The 24887-nt window shown below is 36.5% G+C and carries 21 protein-coding genes; 4 read left to right on the forward strand and 17 right to left on the reverse strand.

The window, feature by feature from the left end; genetic code table 11:
- Positions 1-34 precede the first annotated feature (34 nt).
- From KJS44_RS13340 to KJS44_RS14785, 4 genes are all read left to right on the forward strand, one after another.
- On the forward strand, positions 35-526 hold the full coding sequence (locus KJS44_RS13340) for a hypothetical protein (RefSeq protein ID WP_008690568.1): 492 nt from the start codon (positions 35-37) through the stop codon (positions 524-526).
- Between the two features lie 48 nt (positions 527-574).
- Positions 575-1054 (forward strand): sigma-70 family RNA polymerase sigma factor, encoded by a 480-nt coding sequence (locus tag KJS44_RS13345; RefSeq protein WP_008690567.1) that lies wholly within the window; start codon positions 575-577, stop codon positions 1052-1054.
- The gene (locus KJS44_RS13350; RefSeq protein WP_017144755.1) at positions 1041-1829 is read left to right on the forward strand and encodes an anti-sigma-I factor RsgI family protein; all 789 of its coding nucleotides are present in this window, start codon (positions 1041-1043) and stop codon (positions 1827-1829) included. The genes KJS44_RS13345 and KJS44_RS13350 overlap by 14 nt, the downstream gene beginning before the upstream one ends.
- Before the next feature lie 82 nt (positions 1830-1911).
- Positions 1912-1980 carry an IS3 family transposase gene (locus tag KJS44_RS14785; RefSeq protein ID WP_081484691.1) on the forward strand — a complete coding sequence of 23 codons (69 nt, stop codon included), beginning with the start codon at positions 1912-1914 and terminating at the stop codon, positions 1978-1980.
- Positions 1981-2021: 41 nt separating this feature from the next.
- Here KJS44_RS14785 and KJS44_RS13360 read toward each other — a convergent pair whose 3' ends face one another.
- The 17 genes from KJS44_RS13360 to KJS44_RS13440 all read right to left on the reverse strand — a co-directional run bounded on the left by KJS44_RS13360 (position 2022) and on the right by KJS44_RS13440 (position 24628).
- A complete protein-coding gene (locus KJS44_RS13360; protein ID WP_008690565.1) occupies positions 2022-2990 on the reverse strand; it encodes a hypothetical protein in 969 nt (322 codons plus the stop codon).
- Between the two features lie 37 nt (positions 2991-3027).
- A complete protein-coding gene (locus KJS44_RS13365; protein WP_008690564.1) occupies positions 3028-3225 on the reverse strand; it encodes a hypothetical protein in 198 nt (65 codons plus the stop codon).
- A 322-nt stretch (positions 3226-3547) separates the two neighbouring features.
- On the reverse strand, positions 3548-3775 hold the full coding sequence (locus KJS44_RS13370) for a hypothetical protein (protein WP_226896999.1): 228 nt from the start codon (positions 3773-3775) through the stop codon (positions 3548-3550).
- A gap of 767 nt (positions 3776-4542) precedes the next feature.
- Positions 4543-5397 carry a DegV family protein gene (locus KJS44_RS13375; protein WP_008690562.1) on the reverse strand — a complete coding sequence of 285 codons (855 nt, stop codon included), beginning with the start codon at positions 5395-5397 and terminating at the stop codon, positions 4543-4545.
- A gap of 132 nt (positions 5398-5529) precedes the next feature.
- Complete coding sequence (locus KJS44_RS13380) at positions 5530-6384, reverse strand: DegV family protein (protein ID WP_008690561.1); 855 nt, start codon at positions 6382-6384, stop codon at positions 5530-5532.
- Between the two features lie 264 nt (positions 6385-6648).
- A complete protein-coding gene (gene pulA, locus KJS44_RS13385; RefSeq protein ID WP_008690560.1) occupies positions 6649-8766 on the reverse strand; it encodes a type I pullulanase in 2118 nt (705 codons plus the stop codon).
- Between the two features lie 207 nt (positions 8767-8973).
- Complete coding sequence (locus KJS44_RS13390) at positions 8974-10143, reverse strand: M20 family metallopeptidase (protein WP_008690559.1); 1170 nt, start codon at positions 10141-10143, stop codon at positions 8974-8976.
- Between the two features lie 429 nt (positions 10144-10572).
- Positions 10573-12987: a glycogen/starch/alpha-glucan phosphorylase gene (locus tag KJS44_RS13395; protein ID WP_008690558.1), complete on the reverse strand. Its 2415-nt coding sequence runs from the start codon at positions 12985-12987 to the stop codon at positions 10573-10575.
- Positions 12988-13133: 146 nt separating this feature from the next.
- Positions 13134-14192, reverse strand: coding sequence for a hypothetical protein (locus KJS44_RS13400; protein WP_226896998.1), 1059 nt, complete (start codon positions 14190-14192; stop codon positions 13134-13136).
- Positions 14193-14391: 199 nt separating this feature from the next.
- Positions 14392-15444 (reverse strand): NAD-dependent epimerase/dehydratase family protein, encoded by a 1053-nt coding sequence (locus KJS44_RS13405; protein WP_008690556.1) that lies wholly within the window; start codon positions 15442-15444, stop codon positions 14392-14394.
- A gap of 20 nt (positions 15445-15464) precedes the next feature.
- Positions 15465-16190, reverse strand: coding sequence for an IspD/TarI family cytidylyltransferase (locus KJS44_RS13410; protein ID WP_008690553.1), 726 nt, complete (start codon positions 16188-16190; stop codon positions 15465-15467).
- A gap of 90 nt (positions 16191-16280) precedes the next feature.
- Entirely contained in the window at positions 16281-19013 is a 2733-nt protein-coding gene (locus tag KJS44_RS13415; protein ID WP_008690551.1) for a bifunctional glycosyltransferase/CDP-glycerol:glycerophosphate glycerophosphotransferase, read from the reverse strand.
- Between the two features lie 2 nt (positions 19014-19015).
- Positions 19016-20674, reverse strand: coding sequence for a CDP-glycerol glycerophosphotransferase family protein (locus tag KJS44_RS13420; protein ID WP_017144753.1), 1659 nt, complete (start codon positions 20672-20674; stop codon positions 19016-19018).
- On the reverse strand, positions 20667-21815 hold the full coding sequence (locus tag KJS44_RS13425) for a CDP-glycerol glycerophosphotransferase family protein (RefSeq protein WP_008690547.1): 1149 nt from the start codon (positions 21813-21815) through the stop codon (positions 20667-20669). Before KJS44_RS13425 ends, KJS44_RS13420 begins: the two co-directional genes overlap by 8 nt.
- A gap of 15 nt (positions 21816-21830) precedes the next feature.
- Positions 21831-22874 (reverse strand): acyltransferase family protein, encoded by a 1044-nt coding sequence (locus KJS44_RS13430; RefSeq protein WP_008690545.1) that lies wholly within the window; start codon positions 22872-22874, stop codon positions 21831-21833.
- A 70-nt stretch (positions 22875-22944) separates the two neighbouring features.
- Positions 22945-23784 carry an ABC transporter ATP-binding protein gene (locus KJS44_RS13435; protein WP_008690543.1) on the reverse strand — a complete coding sequence of 280 codons (840 nt, stop codon included), beginning with the start codon at positions 23782-23784 and terminating at the stop codon, positions 22945-22947.
- A 13-nt stretch (positions 23785-23797) separates the two neighbouring features.
- Complete coding sequence (locus KJS44_RS13440; RefSeq protein WP_008690542.1) at positions 23798-24628, reverse strand: ABC transporter permease; 831 nt, start codon at positions 24626-24628, stop codon at positions 23798-23800.
- Positions 24629-24887: the final 259 nt, after the last annotated feature.

Genomic DNA, 24887 nt, shown 5'->3' on the forward strand with positions numbered 1-24887 from the left:
ATAGGTGTACAAGGTACACAAGGAGGAATTTATTATGAAGAAGAAAAAAACAGTCGTCGTAATTGCAGTCGCTGCTACCCTTATACTCTCAATAACTTTATTGAAGGCAAAAGCTGACACCTTTCCACATTTTGGTGTTCATCATGGTTATGAAACACATGAACATTGTGACAATACACAAAAGCATAAAGAAACACACCATGCGATATCTCAAAATAAGGCATCTGTGAAAACAGCCACCCCAAAACAAAAAAGCCCTCTTACGCCAACAACGGTGTCCACAAATACTACAAATACGCGTTCAGTAAGCAATAATGATGATTCGCAATATAGAAATCAGCAGCCTTGCGCTAACGAGAATAGACAGTGTCAAAACAACAACCAAACCTTATGCCCAAATTGTCAAAAGCAACATCGTACACAGACACCATGTCCAAACAAAGGTAACTACCAGATGAAACAAACACGTAGCGGAAGAAGTAATCACACTGCTTGTAATAGAGGATATCACGGAAATCACCACTAGGCAAAACAATTAGAATTCAGTATACTAAGAATAAGGGATGAGGAAACCATGCGAAGTGAAGAGGAATTGAGGACAGCGATTCATCGTTATGCGGACATGATTCGCAAAATCTGCTTTATCCATATGAAACAGGAGAGTGATGTGGATGATGTTTTTCAATCTGTCTTTTTGAAATATGCGAAACAATCAAGCTTTCATGATGATGAACATGAAAAGGCATGGCTGATTAGGGTGACCATCAATGAATGTCATGATACTTTAACTACATGGTTTCGCCGTAAGGTCATTTTGAGTGATGAATTGGAAAGTTATGCACCCAGTGTTACTTCTATGCATTCCACAATGTTGGATGCTGTTCTTCATTTGAAACCAAATTATCGCAATGTTATTTATTTATATTATTATGAAGGTTATAAGATTCGTGAAATTGCAGATATTCTGCAAAAGAAAGAAAATACGATTCATACCTGGCTGAAACGAGCAAAAGATGATTTGAAAATCATGCTGGGAGGTGATGATCTTGACTAATCCATTAAAAGACTTAGATCAGCTGCATGCCAGTGAAGAAACGAAAGAAAAAACATTACAGTATGTTTTATCAAAACAACGTCATAAGAAAACATTGCCAATATGGCAAGGAGCACTCGTATGTGCGATCAGTGTTTTGTTGGTTATGCTTTGGCAGCCTTGGAAAGTTGATGATCTTCCAACAAAACCAACTTCACCGGCAGCCATTGCCTCAACCATCACCTTAGATGTGAATCCAAGTATGGAATTATCTGTGGATGCGCAACATCGCATTTTACAAACAAAAGCTTACAATAAAGATGCGAAACAGATTTTAGCGAGCATTGATCTTAAAAACAAAGAACTTGATGAGGCATTAACTTTATTATTTGCGAATGCTACCTATCAGAAATATTTAGCAAATGGTATCTTGGAAGTCGGTATCTATGCCGATGATGCAGCTCTGCAAAAAAGTCTAGAGGAAGAAATTGGCGCTTATCTGAAAAGCAATGCTACGGCAAAACGATATCACTGTGCATCTATTGATTCCAAGACACATGAAGCGGCCAAGATGCATCATACAAGTCAGGGCAAATATCGTGTGATTGAACAAATACGTTCTTATGATGCAGCTTATACAATTGAAGAATTGTCAAACTATAGTATGAAAAAATTATATGCGCTATTAGAACAATACGATGATTCCGCTGTACCTGAAGGCTGTCATAGTGAGCGTGCACATGAGAGTAATCAGGAAACACATCATCAAAACCGTCATCATGGCAATCATGATTAGTCCCTTTAAAAGGGACTTTTGTATTATAAAGTTAGGAGTTAAATCGATTTAATTCCTAGCTTTTTATTATAATACACAAAGAATCACAGTAAAATTAAAAGGATTAACTCCTATACAATATAGGAATCAATCCTTAATCAGTCGGGTGTGATAATCTGTGTCCAACTTTATGGGTTCACTTCAATCCTAAGACTAACTGCTCTGATTGTAATGAAGTGCTTGTATTTTCTTTATCACTTCTTGTCTGTAATTTTCAATATCTAAAGTCCTTTTTCTACCCGCTGTTAAGTGCATAATCGGTAAATCAATTTTTTCAAGATCATTCAACAGCAATAGCGGTTCTTCAAAAACGCAAAACGATTGTCCCGTTTGATAATTGTTGCTTTCTTGATAAATTCTAAAATCCTCGAATAAAAATTCGTTTTGAGGAAGTATGATATTTTTCGCTTCTTCTTTATACAAGTACCTTGCAAAGTTATACAATCCAAATGCAAAAAAGGAAATTTTTCTTGTAAACGGATTTTCGCCATAATCTTTTGATTTTTTATGTGCTTTACAGAGATTAGCTAATTCCAATGAAAATTTCTCCCAATCTTTTTCAAACAATGAAAGGAAAGTGCTTATCACTGCCATTTCTTCTGATGTATGTTTTCCTTGCAAAAATCCTTTGCTTTCTTCAATCACATATTGTTTCCACGCAGGTTCTTGATAATACAGATACATCACTAAATTTGTAATACTGCACGCAGATTTTAACCCATTCTTACTAAGTCCGTTTTCTTTTGGAAATATATTTTCAATATCACGAAAGCGGTTTGCACAGAATATATGCGGTAAAACATTCCAAGCGTAAATGGAATGGTCGCAACTGCTGTTTGTTATTGTGAGTTGTCCCCATGTTACTGCCGAATTGAATGCATTATTTAAGTAGCTCATATCCTTTTCTTGTAATGCTAGATAACTTCCTAAATAAACAATCTTTTTTCTGAAATTTTCATGCAATAATTTCAGCCATATAATAATTTGTTCTTCTTGCTTTTTACTTTGACAGTATTTCATATATTTCTTTAATCGCTCATCAATATATGCGTCCATGTTGGCATATCCGAACATTTTATCCACATTTTGTAAATAAAGTTTTATAAGTTCCTTTTTATCCATAGAGTCCCTCATTTCACTTGTAAAGTTCCGATGTTTACTATATAAATGCTTTAAGACCAAGTAAAATAAGCACAATAGCTATTACTGGAACAGGCATTATACAAATAAGAAATACATTTAATTTTTTCTTTGCCTCGTATGTATCTTCTTGTTTCGTTTTTTTGATTTTTTGCAAAACAATAAATGGAAAAGAAAGAAAAATAAGAACACCTATTAAAATCATTGCAATATTCATTTATATAATCCTCCTTGATAAGTTTATATATTTGCCATGTGAAATAGATACTTTTTATATCACACCTTATAAAATGCAGTTTTACCTTGTAAATACAACGTTTTACGTTTGTAAATGTCTATTGTCTTTTGTTTTTTCTGCCCCCCTTGTTAGATAACGGGGGCTTAATCTTCGCTCGCCACAGGCTCACTCACAGACGAAGTGAACCAGCCACTTGCAAGACATGGCAGAAAAATCCGAGAGATTTTCCTGCCACCGTGTCTGGATCACTCCGTCTCTACAACTAATAATATAGCATAATATAAAACGGGAATTTTTCATATTACTCAACTACATATCCATATTCTGTATGTGGTAAATATCTTACAGTTATTTTATCCCCTATATCACTACCTGTTCCCCAATACTTTAATGAATGTTCTTCTCTCGTTTTATCATCTCTAATATGTATTCTTCTTTCACTATTAGAGTTTTCTCCAGACATTGAGCCTTGTGTGACTTCGCCTGTAACTTCAACTAAATCACCAGAGAGTAAATAAGGTATATCCAAACAACAAGGAACAGTTATCAATATACCGAAAATCTGTGCCCATTATGAATAAAGATTTATTCTGTTTTTTTCCAAAGCCAAACATAAAAAACCTCCTTAGATAAAAAACAAATTGTTTAAAAAATTTATTTATATTTCAATAAGATTATAACATTTACCCAGTATGTAGTCATTACTTTTCTGCTATCTGTCATAATATTTTTTATCCCATGTCTTATCAAGAGTGCAAGCATTGCTTACGCAACAGGCTCTTGACAATTCATGTTCTAAAAAATGATTAATAGTCAAGCAGAAAAAGAATACTTATGCTGTATCGTACCAACAAAAAAGACATCTCATATTCTGTATGAAATGCCATTTTTGCTTTTTTATGCTGTTTTCTTTGTCGTATCAAGGTTCTTTCAATCGTAGTAAATTAGTGGTAAATTTCTTTTATTTTTCGTTTATATTACTTAAAATCCCTGTGATTATGCTGATAATCAGATTTTTGCTCTTTTTTTCACTGAAAAAATGAAAATTATAAGGCAAACCATTTAACATAAGATCAATAATTTAACATGCATCTAGGTTTTGATGAAATGAGAAACCCAAACCTTATTTCAACACTTGACACGGTATTATTGGAATACTAACTTTTAAAAAAGGCTTGAAAAAGTTCTTTTGGGCACATGGCTTTCATATAAAACACATGAAAAAACAGGATTTGATTGATTTCATCTTCTCCTGTTTATTCTAATCTTTAGCACGTAAGTTATTGGTCTTTTTCCTTACTCCTGTATCATTTTAAAATATTGTACAGCCTGACAGCCTCTGCCGGTATGTACTCCCACGACACTTACCAGCTTAATGATTTGATGCTTTGCATTAGGAAAGGCTGCTTTGATCTTATTCATATAATATTCTGCTTCTACTGCATCATCCGCATGTGCGACTGTTATCATATAACTATCATCCACATGCTCATTACGCATGATTTCAATCGCCATATCCATTGCTTTATGCATGGTTCTGACCTTATCCACAACATCAATTTTTCCATTGGTTTCTTTATTTATTTTCAGAATTGGTTTGATTTTTAATAATCCCCCTAAGGTTGCGGCCAACGGTGTTAATCTTCCGCCACGCTTTAAATGCTGTAGATCATTAGGCAACAACAAAGTATCTGTCGTTTCCACGATACGAGATAACACATCTTTGATTTCTTGAATTGTCTTGCCTTCTTCATGCAGCCTTTTGGCTGTCTTTATCATATATTCCTGTACCACCGCCGTAACATGACAATCAACATAAGCAAATGCTAAACCTACTGTTCTGGCACACATTTCCATAGCGTTAATCGTACCGCTTAGTCCACTGCAAATCGGTACGGCAAAAATTTGTTCATATCCGTCATTTTTTAAATGTTCAAATAAAGCCTCAATTTTCCCAAGTGAAGGCAATGAAGTAGATAGCATCACCCCATCACGCATAAGTTCATAAATGCGGTCAATACTTAATTCTTCCAGATCTTGATAGTTTGTATTGTCATAGCTCACCTGTAAAGGTACGCTGAAAATACCTTCCTTTGCTAATTCTTCAACTGTTTTACCTGTTCCACTGTCTGTCACAAACGCTGTTTTCATGGTAAACCCCTCCAATATCTAACACATATTATACTTTATTTCATAGAAGATGAAAAGCCATTCGCCAGAAGTTGTCATTCTTCTTGGGATGGCACGTAAAAAGAGGAGGCTTCCTCATTCCTCCTCAAATGTTTACATTTTAACTTTGCGGATGTATTGTATACCCAAGCATCCTAACCCGGTGTGACAAGAAATCACAGCACCAATGAGCCCAAAATAGAGTTCCATTCCAGGGAAAGCCTCTTCCATCAAAGTTTTCAGCTTTAACCCTTCCTCTTCTGAACCACTATGTAAAACGGTTAAGGTATACGCATCATCAAGCTTTGTTTCTTGAAATGTAGTAACGGCTTTGCTCATCGCCTTTGACATCGTACGCACCTTGTCAAATACATCAATTTTACCTTGTGAACCTTCATCCAGCTTTAAAATAGGCTTAATTTTTAACAAACCACCTAAAGCAGCTGCTAACGGTGTTAATCTTCCGCCACGTTTTAAATGCTGTAAGTCGTTAGGAATGATCAATGTATCACTATGTGCCACACTATCCTGCAAGCGTTTCACTATTTCTTCTGCCGCAACCTCCTGTTTTACTAACTGCTGCGCGCATTTTGCTAAGTAGCACTGTATATTACAAGTAGAATACGTTTCAATAATATGCAGCTTCAGTTCACATTCTTTCGCAACTGCATGCATCACGCTGGATGTTGAAGATAAGCCACTTGTTAAAGGTATCGCGATTACATCTTCATATCCATCTTTTTTTAATTTATGGAATAATTCTTCAATGATTCCCATTGGCGGCATTGATGTTGTCGGCATTTCACCTTGTTTCAACATCTCATATATTTGTTCTACCTGGATATCCACCCCGTCCAGATACATGTTGTCGTTTACAATAATTTGCAATGGCAGATAATAGATACCCAAAGCATCTGCCTGTTGTTTATTTAATCCGCTTCCGCTGTCGGTTACAATCGCTGTTTTCATAGGTAACCCTCCCTTTCGTGTACGGCTTATCATTACATTTCAGGTTATCAAACAATCCTGATTTGCTTTTATATTATAACAGATGAAGTTTGAATGTCAAACGACAATTCGGAAAGGATGTATATGCCCATACTAGATAGCATATATCTAGATACCTTTTATTATAAAAAGCTTACCCCTCATAATAAAACGTCTATTGTCATACATACCACTAGCATCACTTAAAGGAAACTTTAGGTACATTTACAATAGACGCTTTTTTCATCAAAGCTTTCTGGTAAAGACAATGACACTGTATGGTTCTACATTTACTTTCTGAATCAAAATATCCTCTGCCTTGCCATTGTAATACAATAATTTATAAGCCGTATTCATATCGTGAGTGAAATACTCCTGTGAAGGATTGAACAGAATGATCATTTCTTCTGTATCATCTAGCAGTTTGTAAATCAATGCCTTATTTTGGATGGTGTCAAAATGCACATGCTGTTCTACATCCTCCTTGCGGCAATAACGCAGACAGGCATGTGCTCTACGCAGCTTAATCAGCTCTTTTGTACATTCCACGATGTCTTGATACTGATTCCGACGCAGATAATCTATTTTATTTATCTCATCACTTTCTTCATACGTATTTGGTAATCCATGCTTACTACGGGCAAATTCTTGACCGCTGTGTAAGAAAGGAATCCCTTGCGCTAATAAAACCGCCGCAATCATCATCTTATGCTTTGCGATGCGGATATCTTTGCTATCTTCCTTACAGCATTCTTTCAATTTATCCCAGCTAGTCATATTATCATGACATTCCACATAATTCACAACATTTCGAGGATTGGCAAACATAGCTTCCATTCCTTCATTTGTACAGCTGGCACTTAAACAGTTTTTCATAATATCAATCAGATACAATGCGCCACTGCAATATCCTTTTACATTCACTTCATTGCTTGCCGTGCGACCTTTTACAACATCTCGGAAACGATCAGAGAAATGTGCGATAAATGGCATTTGAGCATTATTGCCAATGCTTGCACGCTGACGGAAATCTAAGAAACTTGGCATATCCCAACCTTCCCCATAGATCATAAAATCTGTATTAATTGCGCAACATTCCCGATAGACGGCATTCATGGTATCAATATCTAAAATGCCCATGAGATCAAATCGCAATCCATCGATATGATAAGTTTTTACTAAGAATTTGCAAGCATCGATAATATATTTAGCACACATGCGACGTTTACTGTCTACATCATTCCCACAAAAAGTACCATTAGAAAAATCGCCTTGCTCATTCATTTGAAAATAATAACTAGGGACCGTCTTGTCAAAGAAGCTTTCTTCCTTATCATATACATGATTAAAGACTACATCTAAATTGACACGAATGCCTGCTTTATGGCATTCTTCCACCAGTTTCACAAATTCAAATATACGGCTATAAGGGTTATTCGGTTCACTGCTGTAACTGCCTTCAAAGACCCGATATTGGACCGGATCATATCCCCAATTGTAATGTAATAAAGGATAAATTTCATCAACAGATCCAAAATCCATGACCGGCATCAGCTGTACATGTGTAATGCCTAATGATTTTAAATAAGAAAAACCCGTCTGCATGCTTTTTGTTTGTTCATTTTCTTCCACAAATCCACGAAAAGTTCCAGGACAGCTTACTCCGATATTGCTTTGCATCGTAAAATCACGCACGCTTGTCTCATACACAATTGCATCACATGAACTTTGCAATGGCGGTAAAGGATAATCCTTTACACGAATCTTTGCCAAATCAACAATAGCCGAACGTCTGCTGTTTTCTATGGAAGATACACCATATGGGTCAATGGTCTCTTTCCATTCGCCATTTACTCTGACAAGGTATACATAGGTCGCATTTTCTAAATTTTCTAATATCGAATAACGAAATACCCCATGTTCACTACGTTTCATCTCATACGTATACGTAACATCATTTTTCATGATTTCTAACTTTACACGATAAGCTGTAGGTGCCCATAATGCAAAAGATGTGGCTTTTTCATTATACGTATAACCTAAATCATCCCCATCATAATAAAACAATTCATCAAATTTCGCTGTTTTTACAACAGCGCTGTATTGTAAAACGGTAGCGCGTGCATGTTGATGCACTACATAATACTCATTTCCTATTTCAATTGAATCATAAAGAGCCAACGTATATTTATTGTAATTGCTATGAGTTGTTTCAATAGACTGAATATGGAGATCATAAATATGTCCTCTGGTGTCTTTCAAATAAAACTTATTACTGACACCTTCATAGCTGTTACGAGACATAAATACAGTTATCTTATCAAAGTCATCCAGATAAGCTTCATAATATTTCTGTTGTCGCATATTTTATCACCTTGACCTTATTATAACAGACTTTCTCCTTTTTATCATTCTCAAGTGGAATTTCCTAGCAAAGCACCTTATTTTAATATCATTTCCGGCTAAAAAAGCTAACGGCATCTTTTCATCGTTTGTATGCATACATGCTTACATCTTTGCTAAGCAGTTGCATCTTGCCTCATATTGTTCCTTAGAAAAAGGATGATTCCTTTAACGTTTCAGCGTTTTATGAAATTCATCCTGTACCTTTCGTAATAAATCTTCTTCCATGAGTAATCTTCTACCAAGATTCGCCAATGTGATGGCACCATCACGTAAAGCTTTTCTTCCTGCCTCATGAATGGTAGCTGCTGCCATTTCTTTTGAATGTCCATTGACACATGCATCGGCAATCTTGATATAGCCATGCAATGCCGGGCAACAATAGCTGACACTTCCGATATCACTAGAGCCATTTGGCACCTCATCTACCGGTTTCACATCCGTTCTGCCTAATGCCACATATTCTTCTTTCAACAAATCACATAAGGTATAATTTATGACACAGTCTTCATAAGGGCATTCATATGTCGTTACCTGATAGGTACAGCCACTCGCTTTACAAGCTCCCTCAACACAATCAATTGCTCGCTGACTGAGCTCTTTTACATACTGCATAGAGGTTCCACGGAAATAATATTCCAAACTGGCATAGGCCGGAATGACATTGGCAGCTTCACCACCATCACGAATAATACCGTGAATATATGTATTTGGCAGTGCATATTGGCGTAGCAGATTAATGCCGATATAGCTCATAACCGCTGCATCCAAGGCTGATTTTCCATGCTCAGGTGAACAACCATGTGTATTTACACCATAAAATTCAAACTTCAATGGTAACAATGCCAAAGTTCTGCCCCCGACTCCATCTTCCGTATCTGGATGAATCATCATCGCCACATCCACATCGTCAAAAACATGCGCATTCGCCATAGACACTTTCCCACCGAAATTCTCCTCTGCCGGTGTTCCTATCACACGTATTTCTCCGCCAATATCATCAATGATTTCTTTTAGGGCCACTCCCGCAGCAATGGATGTTGCCGCAATCAAATTATGTCCGCAACCATGTCCCACTTCCGGCAAAGCATCATATTCGCATAAATATGCAATTACCGGACCTGCCTTGCCACTTTTATACACTGCTTGAAAACCAGTTGGCACAACGAAAGCCTTTTGCGTTTCAAAACCAAAAGATAATAACCCTTCACTTAACAACTCCATCGTTTCAAATTCTTCATTACCGATTTCCGGATGATCGTACATATGTTGTACATAGGACATATAAGTATCTAAGTTTTTTTCAACACTTGTGATTAACTTTTCTTTTAACTCCATCTTCATTACCCCTTTTCTGTTGCCTATTATTTTAACGAAATTCACATAAAATTGCAAATACAGCTTTTTATAAAGCAAGTATCCTCAAGGCATGCGTGTATCTATGCCCTTTTCCATCATTAACACTTCATAATAACCCCTTTATGCATCAAGGGAACAGGATACCTCTTTGCGTGAGCGTTCGTTACCGCACTTATCCTTTTTGATAAGCTGGGATGTAGTAATAGTACACAACAGAATTAAGCTTATCGCCTCTCATTTATGTGAATGCTTGAAATTATGTATTTGGTAAGCGTTCTTTCCCGTGTTTATGAAGAAAAAAATAGCCACATGAGTAAATTTAAGCATAAAAAAAGGAAGCATGACACGATTGCGAAATAGTGCAATTGCCATACCTCCCAGTTGATTATTTCCAAGGAAAAATCTTTCTTATTTAACCGTCACCGGTTTAATATTCCAAATATCACGTGCATATTCATGGATCGTACGATCACTTGAGAAATAGCCAGACTGTGCGATATTTATCAGACACATTCTTGCCCATGCTTCTGCATTACGATAGCGCTGTTCAATATTGCCCTGCGCATGCACATAAGCTTCAAAGTCTGCCAACAACAGATATTCATCATTTTTGAACATCAGTTCATTATAAATCTGTTTGAAATCTTTAGAATCATTTGAGAAGGTACTGTCTACCAAGCTATTGACAACCTTCTGAATATCACCGTTTTGATTGTATTTTTTCCAAACATCATAAGAATTTTCATGACGAATCAAGGCCACATCATCTGCACGAAGACCGAAGATTTCAGCATTCTCATAGCCGACACGTTCTACGATTTCCACATTAGCACCATCCATCGTACCTAAGGTAATCGCACCATTCATCATAAACTTCATATTACCGGTACCGCTTGCTTCTTTACCGGCTGTAGAAATTTGTTCTGATACATCGGCAGCATTCATCAGGATTTCCGCAATGGATACCCCATAATTCGGAATGAATACGACCTTCATATAACGGTTAATATCACTATCGTTATTTACCTTATCAGCCACACAGTGAATCAGCTTAATAACTTCCTTCGCAAAGGTATAGGAAGGTGCTGCTTTTGCGGCAAAGATAAAGGTTCTAGGATAAATACGGAAGTTAGGATCTGCTTTCATACGGAAATAGAGATGAATAATGTTCATCACATTTAACAGCTGACGTTTATAAGCATGTAAACGTTTCGCCTGTACATCAAAGATGGAATTTACATCAATGTCAATGTTCAAGGTATCCTTAATGTACTTCGCAAGTATTTTCTTACGTTCCATCTTCACATCCATGAATTTCTTCTGAACTTCGCTGTTATCTACATACTTCATCAGATCTTCTAATTTTTCAGGATGTTTTTTGAATGCAGGACCAATGGTCTTTTCTAACAACTGTGTTAATTGTGGATTAGAATACAACAACCAACGACGATGTGTGATACCATTCGTCTTATTGTTGAATTTGCCAGGATATAAATCATTGAAGTTCTTCATTACATCTTCTTTTAAGATTTTAGTATGCAAAGCCGCAACACCATTCACACTGTGCGAACCGATGATGGCAAGATTTGCCATATGCACCTGTCCATCCTTGATTACACAACATTCATTCATTAAATCAGAACGTCCTAAATCATGAGAGCAGGCATATTTGAAACGACGGTCGATTTCTTCGATAATCATATAAATACGTGGCAATAAATCTTGTACATACTGAATCGGCCATTTTTCCAATGCTTCACTTAAAACAGTATGATTCGTATATGCCATCGTTTCTGTTACGATTTTCCAAGCATCATCCCATTCGTAACGGAAATCATCCAACAGGATACGCATCATTTCCGGAATACACAATACCGGATGGGTATCATTCAACTGAATGGCATTCATTTCCGCAAAGTTGTCCAATGTTCCATATACGCGTAAATGCGCATCTATAATGTTATTTAATCCTGCCGCAACAAAGAAATATTGCTGTTTCAAACGCAATAATTTTCCATGTTCTGTAGAATCATCCGGATAAACATTACGGCAGATTTCACGAACTTCGTTTACATATTCATTCAAGTTAGCCGCATCACATGCATCATCGGCAACTTCTGCACTCCACAGACGTAACGTATTGGTCAGTTTCGTATCATAGCCAACCACAGGTACATCATATGGAACCGCACGAACAACCAAGCTTGGCACATGGTTTACAACCGCCTTGCCATCTTCTCCCATCCACATGTCCACATGACCGCCGAATTTAACATTGACTGCATGCTTTGGTTTTCGCACTTCCCAAACGTTACCTAAAGACAGCCATTGATCAGGTACTTCTACCTGTTCATTATTTACAATTTTCTGTTTAAATAATCCATATTCATAACGAATACAGTTTCCATTGCCCGGTAAATTCAAAGATGCTAAAGAATCCAGGAAACAGGCTGCCAGTCTTCCCAGACCTCCATTTCCTAATCCTGCATCACTTTCCAGGTTTTCAAGTTCATTAATATCCAGATCCAGATCAGCTAAACCTTCTTTGACTAAATCATAGATACCGAGGTTCATCAGGTTGTTTGTCAGAAGACGTCCCATTAAGAATTCCATAGAGAAATAGTACATCTGCTTGCTTTTCTTCTCTGCGATGGCATTCTTTGAGTCGTTCCAGTGAACACTGGCATAATCTCTAACCATTTCCCCTAAAACCATGTATTTTTCTGTTATGTGCGCCTGTTCGATAGAACGGCCGTAGCGTTCAATAATTCTTCTTTTAAACTCTTCTTGAAACTCTTTCTTGTTCTTGAATTCGTTTATCATATACTCGCTTACTCCTCTCAGTAACATATTAATTTTACAATATTTGTCTCTTAATTACAAATGAAATTAAGAAATGCATACAGTTACTATATTCATTATGCGAAAGATGTGTGAATTCATTCAACTGTAAAGGCTTTCTTTATTTTTTAGGTAAAATCATATTCAATTTTTTCCTTTTGATTGTGCTGTTTCCTATCTTGATAATGGTTATAATCCCTCTGAAATTGCTTATTCACTTCGCTGTCTTTATTGCCGCTGATACCATAAGATTGCTGAATATAAGCGGCGATCATGCCACTTACCTTCTCGGCGCCATAGACATTCATATGATAACCGCCATCTTTTGTGTCTGTTTGCCAGTTGATCTTAGATGAATAAGGTTCTAGGTTCATATCCAGATAATCAACCTGTTCTTTTTCAGCAAATTCACTTACCAAACGCGCTCTGGAAAAGGACCATTCTCGAGCACCCGGTACGCGTAACAATAAGATCTGCATTTTCTGTTCTTTCGCAAGTCTGATTAACTCTTTTACCCCTTGTTGATTGGTAGGATCAAGTACTGGTATTTGTTCATTATTATGCATATAATCACGGTCATAGAATGGTTCTATTTTGGTATTCATAATAAAGCCATGTGTTGTATATTTGTTATCTGGTTGCTGCTTTCTTGGTGTCAGACGATTTCGTATTACATCTCTTACATAGGAATGAAGTAACGTTGCTTTTGTTTGTTCATCCATACTGGTATCCGTATAAGAAAGCAAATGTCGTATAGCTTGCATGCGTTCTTTCTCTGGTTTCATGGCATTGATTGCCGCGCAATTGCGCGCTAATCTTCCTTCATTTTGAGCACGAAATAAATTTGCGTCAATAATCAACACTTTTGGCTTTTGATAGCGCAAGGTGCTTTTTAATAGGTAAGTACTGGTCCATGTTGTTTGTGTCGCGCTTGCCAGTGTATAGGAGATGATACCTGTTTGTTTCCATACGATCAAAGGATTGATGGAGCGAGTAAAATTACTATCACCAAGAAATAAGATATCTAAGCTATTCTCTTTTTCTTCATAAAAGCCTTGGATTCCATCACTTTGTGCAGTTGTACATTGATCGAGATGTTCCGCAAAGATTTCTCTTTGCGTATTCCCTTTCAAGAAGAAACAAAAACATACACATAACAATACCATACCCTTCTTCATTACTTTCATATGACCACCTGCCACCTGCATTATACTCCTAGTCTCATACGACACATCTTAACTTTCCTTAATTACTTATCTTTTATACTCTTTCTATATGGAGATAACAATTCACGTGATAGGAACACCCCATTCTTTTATGAAGAAAAGAAAAAGTCTTATTGCTTACCAATCTTATAAGATCATGGCAGCCGTAAGACTTAAGTTGTTATAATCTTCCGTTTGCTTTTTCATACTCCAAATAACGTAATGTTCTTGTAAATCCTTCTTCAATTGTGTTAAGTGGTTGCCAACCAAGCTCGCGCAAGCGTTCACTTGATAAAATTCCCATAGTAAACGGTGCACATCCTGTGTTCGCATCCTTAGGAATATCAAAGCATAATTTTAAATGTTTCTCGGGATTTATCTTCACTAACAATTCAGCCAATTCACGAATAGAAACTTTTCCGTTTTCATCTCCTATGTTGTATGCCAGTTCTTCCCCGTTTAGTAAAATGCGCCACATTCCGGCAATGGCATCTGCGATATAGGTATAAGTTCGTACACTGGATCCATCACTTTTTAATACAATATCTTCATTGAATAGGACATTCTTCAAGAAGTCCGCCTGGACACGGCCATCATAAATGGACATGCCTGGACCATATGTATGGGCTAATCGTGCAATTTTCGTATGTAAACCATACTGCTTATGGAAAGAAGCACACATGGTTTCAGCCGCTTTTTTCCCTTCAGGATAGCATGATCTAGCATCTAATGGGTCCACAAGACCATACGTATTTTCATAGAAGAATTCCTGATTTTCATCTGGCTGTCCATAAATTTCTCGGGAAGAAATAAACATATAGCCTTTGGCATTCTTCTCTTTCGCTAAACTTAGCGTATAGAAAGCTCCTAGTGTGTTAGCCGCAATCGTACCTACCGGATCTTCGCGCATGATCAATGGACTGGCCGGGCTTGCGGCATGAATGATATAATCAACCTTTCCATCATATACCATCGGCTTACTTACATCATGTGCCACAATTGTTACGGCCGGATTGTTTGCTATATCTTCCGGTATCTTTTTGGGATTACGCACAACGCAGATAACCGTAGCATTCATCTTTCTTGTTTCATTTAATGCTAAAACGGTCCGCACAAAATAGGTTCCTACCATTCCGCTGGCACCGGTAACCAAAACGGCGGCATCTTTTAATTTATCCCAAGCGATATCCTGTGCGCAGATACGTTGTAAATCTTCTTTTACTATTGGATTCATAGTAGCCTAGCCTCCTCAATCTATTTTAAGCCTAAGATCTGCTCATTTTCACGATATTGCAATAATGCTCGTAAAATATAGAAATCTTCCGGCGTCGTTACTTTAATATTTCCGCGATTTCCTTCAACGATGTACATTTTCTTACCCAGATTTTTATATAAGTTACAAGAATCGGCAATATCAACATAGTCTGGATTTAGTTCTCGCATTTTCTTATGCGCATCCATGATTTCACCTAAGTAAAAGCTCTGTGGTGCCTGTGCTGTAAACATTTCTTTTTTCAATGGCATCTCTTCTACTTCTTCGCCGCCTTTACTTAAAATCGGTGTTTCAAAGAAAGAGGTACAGGTAACAGCACTGCCATGCTGTTTTACACATTCAATGTTTTTCTGAATCACTTCTTCACTGACAAACGGGCGTACTCCGTCATGAATCAAGACGATGGCATCCTTGTCATTTTCTGCATCCGCTGCACGCAATGCACGATAGATGGAATCCTGTCCGTTGCTTCCACCTTCCACAATGCCGCACACCTTCGTAATCGCAAAACGTTTTGTCAGATCTTGTAATGTCGTGATATAGTCTTTTTTACAAGAAATATAAATCTTATCAATGGATGGACTATTTTGAAAGTTGTCTAAGGTATGGATAATGATTGGTTTCCCATTGATTTCTAAAAATTGTTTTGGCATTCCGGCACCCATACGTACCCCGCTGCCACCGGCAAAAATGATTGCTATATTCATATGAATCCTCCTCGTTTGTATCTGTTTTCATCAGCCTTATTATACTCCTAAACAGAGGTTCTAACAACTGACGATTTCGTAATATATCATCTAAACACGCAGCTTATCGATGTCGATTTGTTTCTGGAATTTCATAATTTCCTGATAAATTCGCTCACAATTATGATGATCATTTTGAGCATAGAAATTATCTGCGCGCTTGCGATACTCCTCTTTCATGACACAGCCTGTTTTCATATATTCACATAACATATCAATCAGCTGCTCACTCTTTGTACATATTTCACCAAAGCCCATCGTATCGTAGAAGAAGATACCATCATCATAATGTGGCGGCAAAACATCCGGATGGAAATACACAATCGGTTTTCGCATATACGCAAAGTCAAATTGCACACCGGAATAATCGGTAACCATTAAGCTGGATTCGGTTAAGATTTTTTCATAGCTCAGATCACCAACGGAAGGAATAACTTCTAATTCATCATTTTTGGTAAAGTCCTCAAGCTGCGAACTTAAGATTGGATGCAGCAAGAATTTAATCTTATATCCATAAGCTTTTGCACAACGTAATAATCGTTCATTGTTGATTAAATTGTTATACACATGGAAATATGTTGAATTTTTAAATTCCGGATTATAGCCTCTTTGTTCACCTTCACTAGTTGTTACAGGCAAGGCATTGTACATACGCCATGTCGGTGATAATAAGATCTGTTTCTTATCATTATTAATTAAGCCGTCATAACGTCCGATTCCGGTTAACTTCAAAATATCAAATCCTTGATAGCCATAAGCATGTTTGGATAAATTTTCATACTCAAACTTACTTGCTAAAAAATACATCAGGGTATTATCGATGATACGGCGCTGGGCGATTGCACACTTTTGCACCGATAATCCATGCTGCAGACACATGGAGCCAAAGTTACATAAGCCTCTGATATATTTAGAAGTACTCTTATTATAGCCATTAAATGGGAATAAATGAGAATTCGTTATTAAGACAATATCGGCGTGGACAAAAACAAGTTTATGCTTTAACGAGCCGTTCTTTAAAGGCGTATAGCCATCTTCCTTCAACTTTCGATAATCACTTGTATTTTCATTGATCAAATAATACTTCGTGATGCCATCATCAAAGTTGGCACTATAGCGGTATAGATATTCACAACTGTCTCCGCCTTTATACAACTTATCCAACATGAGCCAAATGCGTTTATTCTTATACCATGGATACGTGATCCAATATAACCAACGAAAGCCTAAGGCCGCAAAATCTTTTTTATGATGGTTTTTAATTAAATTTAATTGGAATTGTATCTCTCGTTTTATGACATTTGTCTTCGTCGCTTTTTTAATGGTAATACCATTATCGGCATGATGACATAAATATTTATGGAAGCGCCAGTAGGAATACCGCGGTGTCTTGGATAGTTTTGCCCAATGATTCGCAAATGAAATCTTCATCTGATATTCTTCTCCCTGAATGCGGGCATAGAAGGTAATTCTCTGCATTGCTTTTTTCTCATCTAAAGGAAATTCCAGATGATATGTGAGACGGCGATACCCTGGGACCCCAAAGTATTTTGTTAAGGAATATGCATCAGTATCTACTACCGGATATTCTTTCCCATTAAATTTTGCGTAATATTCTACCTTCCCATGCTGAAAGATACTGATCAATGAACCATCGATCCAAATCTTTCCCTGAATGTAATTCATGACATTGATCGTAAAGCGATGTTTATTCAAAGAAGAGATGCGCAAACCATGAAAACACATTTCTACATCCCGCTCATTCTCTTCATCCAAAACACTTTGATAAGTATATGCTACTTGATCTTTGCCATATTTGATACGCAAATACATGCAACGAATCTCCGGGTTTTTTGTCATATAGGACAATTCATCTTGATTCAAGAGATAATAATCATCAATCTGTAGAAATAATGTTTGGACTAAATCTAAATACGTATCTAGTTTTTTCCCTAAGACGACTTTTTTATTGCGATTATCTTTATTGGCCATCATCCGACAATTTACATAATAGACACAATAATTTTGTAAAAAGGCCGGAATCGTTTTCTGGGTTTTTTTCGCATATTCTAACAATGGGAAAAGATAGCTCTGCAAAGATTCATGATACCAGCGTGCATCATGGGATGGGACATGATAAAGCACTTGATTTTCACGTGGCGCAAAGTATTCATATTCCGCTTTTGCTACGGTGGCATAAACCGGTTTTTCTAATAGAAGCTTCATCACCATATCGGTGCCTGCTTCAAATGGCAGAGTTTCATTAAATCCTATCCGTTTGATCATTTCACTATGAAAGATGGAAGAATCTAAAGCGGTATGTAAAGCAGAATACTCTTGTGACAGATCATAGACAGTATCTTCTTCAATAAAAAGTTTACTTAAAATGTGCTGTTTGCGTGTTTTTGTCATCAATGGGTTATTACAATAGGATTTACCGACAACAAAGGTAGCGGCAGGATTTTCTTCCATTACTTTCATTGCTTTCTTGATGAAATGATGATTCATCGTATCGCCGGTTTCCATAAACATCACATAAGTTGTATCAACATATTGCATCGCCTGATTCAATAAGGCTCCTCGCAGGTTGGCATCACTTTCGATAAGCTTCGCATGAAAAGATGACAATGCTTCTTTTTCCACCGTTTCCCTATCTTTTGGTGCACAGACAAGGATAAGCTGAAAAGCTTTCTCTTTTTGTTGGCGCAGGCTTTCTAATGTTTTCGCTAGCCCTTCTACCCCATTCTGCATCGTCAATACAATTGTCAGTTTTCTTTCATCCATACTCAACACCTCTTTCCTTTCTCATGTAAAAGGATGCTGTCTATCACGATATCACTCGACCGTTTCTCATGTGTATCAAAGCATTCTTCAATAAATGCAGCCAGTTTTTCCATTTCAAAAGTTTTATTACGAATGGTCGATAAGACCTCATCAAACGTTGTACACACCTTACCGCACGCATCATCCAAACTGCGATGCACCCCTCGGCGCAGCTGATAATAATCTTTATCAAACGCATAGAAAATGATTGGCTTTTTATGTAACGCAAATTCATAAATATTACTTGAAAAATCTGTAATTAAGATATCCGTAATATAAAACATATCATTGATATCACCATATTGTGACAAATCTTTCACATAGGTTGCATAAGCAACAGGAATATCCACTTTTTCCTGAATAAAAGGATGCATCTTGAAGATAAAGGCATAGTCTTGTTCACAAAGCTTTGCAATACCATCCATATCAATCTTATCATATGGATAATATGCATCACTTTGCGTATTTCCTCGATAGGTTGGTGCAAACATGATGATCTTACGACCTTTTAATTCCGGGAAATCCTGATAGAACTTCCTTTTATAAGCGTTTATGCGTTCTTCATCTAAATAATTATCCAAACGTGGCAATCCGGTTGCTAAAAAGTGCGAACGATCAATTCCGAAAACTTCTTCATAAACCGGAATTAAGCCTTTACTGCCTACTAAGGCATAATCATATTTACGATGACATGAATCTTTCGGTAATGGTGAGCCGGCTTTTCCAAAACGTGAATATCCTACCGATTTAAAGCCGACTCCGGCATGCCATGCCTGTATCAGTTTTGTTTTAGAGCTTAAAGTAATCGTTTTAAAAATAGGGACATAGTCATCCACAAAAATATAGTCCTGTTTCGCAATGAGCCACAACAATCTTGACCATGTAAAAAAAGTTTTAAACTTGCTTTGCTGCAAGGTTTTTGAGAAAGAATAACTTATTTTAAAAGTTTTATCTAAACCGCGTTCTTTCATACGATCATCAATCGCTTTTAAATTACCGCCAATCGGTGTTCTTGTTTCAGACATGAAGAGCACATGTTTGCCATCCTTTTTACGACAGCTGCTTAATACCGCAAAAATCCCTCTGATTGCCGCTTTGGTAAGAATAAAAGCTACTTTCCGACATCCTTGTTTGAAAGATTTTGATTCTAAGCGCACATCTTTTCGATTGGGATGATCATTTCTTTTCATATAAGTGGTAAAGGCACATAAAATCAAATCTTCTTCATCCCCATGGATGACCAAAGGAGTCTGCGTCGCTTTTTTCTGTAAAACCGCCATATCGCTAATCTGAAAATTAATGGCATAGGCATAGCATTCTTGGCCATAACGATACAGCTTATCCAATTGTTCCAATTTATATCCACATGCCGCTGTGATACTGAGATAATATTTTTCATGATCTTTTTCATAATAAAAATACCATTTCCCATTATCTAAAAGTTTGGTTTCATTAATATTTACCATATTTATCGTCAGCTTATTGTCTACAGGTTGTTCCAAAGGATATACTTTTTTTAAATCCGTCACATAAAAATGGCAGTCCTTGATGGCATCCCCTTGTAAAGATAATGTCAGATAAATATTATGCCAATACATATCGGTTATGATAACTTTATTCATGTGCATCGTTTCCTTCTTTCATCAAATTCAATATAAAATCGGCAATATGAAGACTGGTGTTCCCATCATATACCACATATTTTTTGCAGAAGCGTTGTAATTCATCCATATCATACGGCTCTTTTTCAATAGAATCAATAATGACTTTAGGATCTTTACTGATGACTCCGGGAAGCTCGTTTTCATAGTCTATCGCAAGACCTCGTTTACCGGTGTAATTTTGCATATCAAAATTATAAAAATACAGAGGGATATTTAATAAAGCCGCTTCATAAATAATACAAGAATAATCACTGATAACAGCATCGGCAACAAACAACATATCAAAGGAGGTAAAGGAAGTATCAACCAATACATGAGGATTGTGAATCGTCAGCTTTGATAATGGATGCCGTTTTACCACTAAGATCTGATCATCATATAAGGCATCACACAGTTTATCAACATATGTCTGCATCATCGTTTCCTTTTTTCTAAATGTTGGAACATATAAAATAACTTGCTTTTCTTTCAAGATTGGATATCTTTGATATAGCTTTTTACGCATTTCTTGTTTATAAGAAGCATCGGTTAAGATATCCACTCTTGGCAAAGGATAAATGCGTACAATGTCTTCAGGGCAATGAAATCCCTTTGCTAAATCGGCTTGATAAGCAGGGGAACTGGCGAATACATAGGAATACTGTTCATGCATGCGCATGGCCGTCGCAATCTTCGTACTTGTTCCTTCTGCCGTATCCAATGCGGTATAACCAAATTTTTTCATCGTTCCTATCGAATGCCACATCTGAATGATTTTTAAAGAACGTCTATGTTTTAAAAGAGAGATGACGATACAATAGGTATCTAAGACGATCACTTTACTGCTGGCAATCTCTTTCATCTGCTTCAACATATGAAAGGCATATTTGATTTTATCTTTATACGATGATTTTAATCCGCCATCCAAGGTGTGACATAAAAACACGACATCGACGGATGCATCTTGTTGTTGAAGAGCTTTTTTCAACAAGATGAAATCTATGGATGGTGTATTTGATTGTCGGGATATCATGACAACTTTATTTTTTACCGGTAAAAGTTTTATGAAAAAATATAAAACATTTAAGGCTGCGGTACCTAGCTTAATAATTGCCTGCATCTTTTCACTCCGTTCTTAAAATCGATGAATTATGTTTTGGAACCTTTTGGGCATTTTTACTATAAAATATAAATAACGATTAATAAACCATATAAATATCACCATGATGAAGTATATGATGATGGATGCTAACACGGCATAAAACTGACTTGTTAAAAAAATCGGGAAAGCCGCTTGGAGAATACGTAACATAGGGATGTGCAAAGCTAATATGATAATGGTATTCTGTCCGATATAGGATAATAGCTTCGAGTGGAAATTAAACTTTTTCGCAAGAAAGATGAGAATGAAGGATAATGAGAAAGAACTAATCAACATATAGGTGATATTGCGATACAGCTCATTGCTCATATCTACTTGCTTATTGATAAATGCCGAAAAGGTTCCCACACAGAACAACAGAAAGATTTTAAAGCGATAATGCTCCTTAAAGGCATTCATGAAATTCGTAAAATACTTTCTTATCAGATAGCCACAACCATAATAAAATTGCGCAACTAAAGATACATCAAAATGGAATGGAGCATCCAAAAACTCTTTTCCCAACGGTGCCATAACACCGATGACACCCAAGATACACGACATTAAGAAGACCGATTTATCATCTTTTAAATAATAATGTATCATATAATAAATAACCTCAGCAAATAATAAGGTCATTAAAAACCATGTCGCATTGGATGGAGCTCTGACAACGGCGCTATTGGAATAAAAGACACCGAATAAAACTTCTATCAAAGAATCCGGTTGGATCATATGGGTTTTCATGTTGATGTACCAAAAAGGCAAGGATAATATATTTAACATGATGTAGGGATGAGCTAGTTTTATGATTTTATCTTTCACACAATCCATGATAGTCGTATATTTATCAGGACGAAATGTTAAGCCGGATATCATGAAAAATAATGGCATATGGAAGGAATAAATAAAACGAAATACTTTTCCTTCTTTAAACTTTAACAGTGAATGACCTAAAACGACGAAATACATGGAAATAGCTTTTAATTGGTCTAGCCACACTAATCTCGTCGTTGTATTTTCAACTGCTTTATCCATAAAAAACTCCTTTCATCGCATGTTCTAACCCTTTCAACTATAGAGCAAAAGCAACAACGATGTTGTTGCTTTATTTTTTCGTGAATAATTTAGATAAGAATCCCTCTTTATAGTTATGAATGATTCGCTGTTCAAATTTTTCATTTAACATTTTCTTCTTTTCTTTATCACTCATTGCATTCAATTTATCTACATACTCTGAATAGTGGTCACATACTTCATTAATTTCACCAAATTCAATAAGTTTTCCACCTTCAATCCACATGCCCGTCTTACAGAATTCTCGTACCTGTGGCAATGCATGTGAGATAAAGAAAATTGTCTTTCCTTGTTCATCACGCAGTTTTTTCATACGATTCATACATTTCTGGGCGAATCCTTTATCTCCTACGGATAAGGCTTCATCGACAATAAAGATATCCGGATCCAATGCCAGAGATATTGAAAAACCAAGTCTTGATTTCATACCACTGGAATATTTTTTTACCGGCTGATATAAGAAATCGCCTAATTCTGCGAATTCAATAACGTCCTCTGTAATTTCCTGAATACGTTTTTTAGAAAGGCCCATCAAAGCACCCTTAACGTTGATATTTTCTAAGCCGGTCAATTGTTGATTCAGCCCAGTATTGATGGAAATTAAGGCTTGTTCTCCGCTAACATTCATTTCCCCGCCATCAATATCGGATATACCGGCTAAAATAACGGATAACGTTGATTTACCGGAACCATTGGTTCCTAACACGCCAACAACATCGCCTTTTTCAACTTTGATACTAATATCTCTTAACGCATAAAAGCTTTCATTATCATTTGACTTTTGTCCGTCTTTTTTCTTTAATTTATAAATTTTAGAAATATGATGTAATTCAACCGCATAAGGGTTTGTTTCATATGTATTTTTTGCCATTCTTATCACCTGCCTAAATTAAGTCAATGAACTTACGTTTAAACTTATACATCAGCATACAGCCAATTACAAATAAGACAATCGTTACTCCCCAGAAATAAATCGTCTGTGCCGGGTGAGCAAATATCCATCTATTATAGAAAATACAATCACGGTAGCCATTTACGATATAATACACCGGATTTAATTTCATAATAATGTTTAGGATATTATGAAATGGAACACTTGCCGCAAAATGACATTCCCAAATAACGGGTGAAAAATACATCAGCATTCGCATTAGCGAAGTTACCAGTTTTCTGACATCTCTCCACAACATCGTTAAGACGGATAAGATCAAGGTGACAGATTCAACGAATATAAAGGAACAGATCGTGAAATAAATCAATCCTAACCAATATACATTCGGGAAGAATCCGCACATAAATAACATCACGATCGCAATCAGCATCATACAAAGGTGATTAAAGAATTCCTTCGCACAAATCGTTGCCGGTAAGACACTGACAGGGAATTTCATTTTGGTGATAACGCTGGTTTTGGAGAAAATGGCATTACAACCATTCTGAATACATGGCTGAATAAACCACCATGCCGCATACCCAACGACCAACCAAGGCAGATAATTAATTTCAATACCATCATGTTTGATAGGTTTTCTTGACCATGCCAAACCAAAAATCAGGAAATATGTAAGCACCTGAATTGCCGGTGATGCAAAATTCCAAAATAATCCAAACTTAGAGTCACGCATATCCGCAAGTAATTCATACTTTGCGATGCAGAATATACGATATAAGTTAGAGAAGTTTTCTTTTACTACATACTGTACGCTTTTAAACATATACAATACTCCTTTTTTCATTGCTTCCTATAAGCACTATTTGCACAATCTACCACATTATACAACATATAGCAAGTAGAAACTAGAGTTTTTTTACCATTTCTAAGGGGAATATACATTTCTTACCATCGTATCAAAGAGGTAATATTTCATGGATACCTGATGATTACAGAGGAAAAAGCATATGGTTGGAGGAAGGTGGTACAGGTAAAGAAAAGTGTTTCTTACGCACAATATTCGCGATAGAAACACTTCTTTT

The sequence above is a fragment of the Longicatena caecimuris genome (assembly GCF_018406465.1).
Lineage (GTDB): Bacteria > Bacillota_I > Bacilli_A > Erysipelotrichales > Erysipelotrichaceae > Longicatena > Longicatena caecimuris.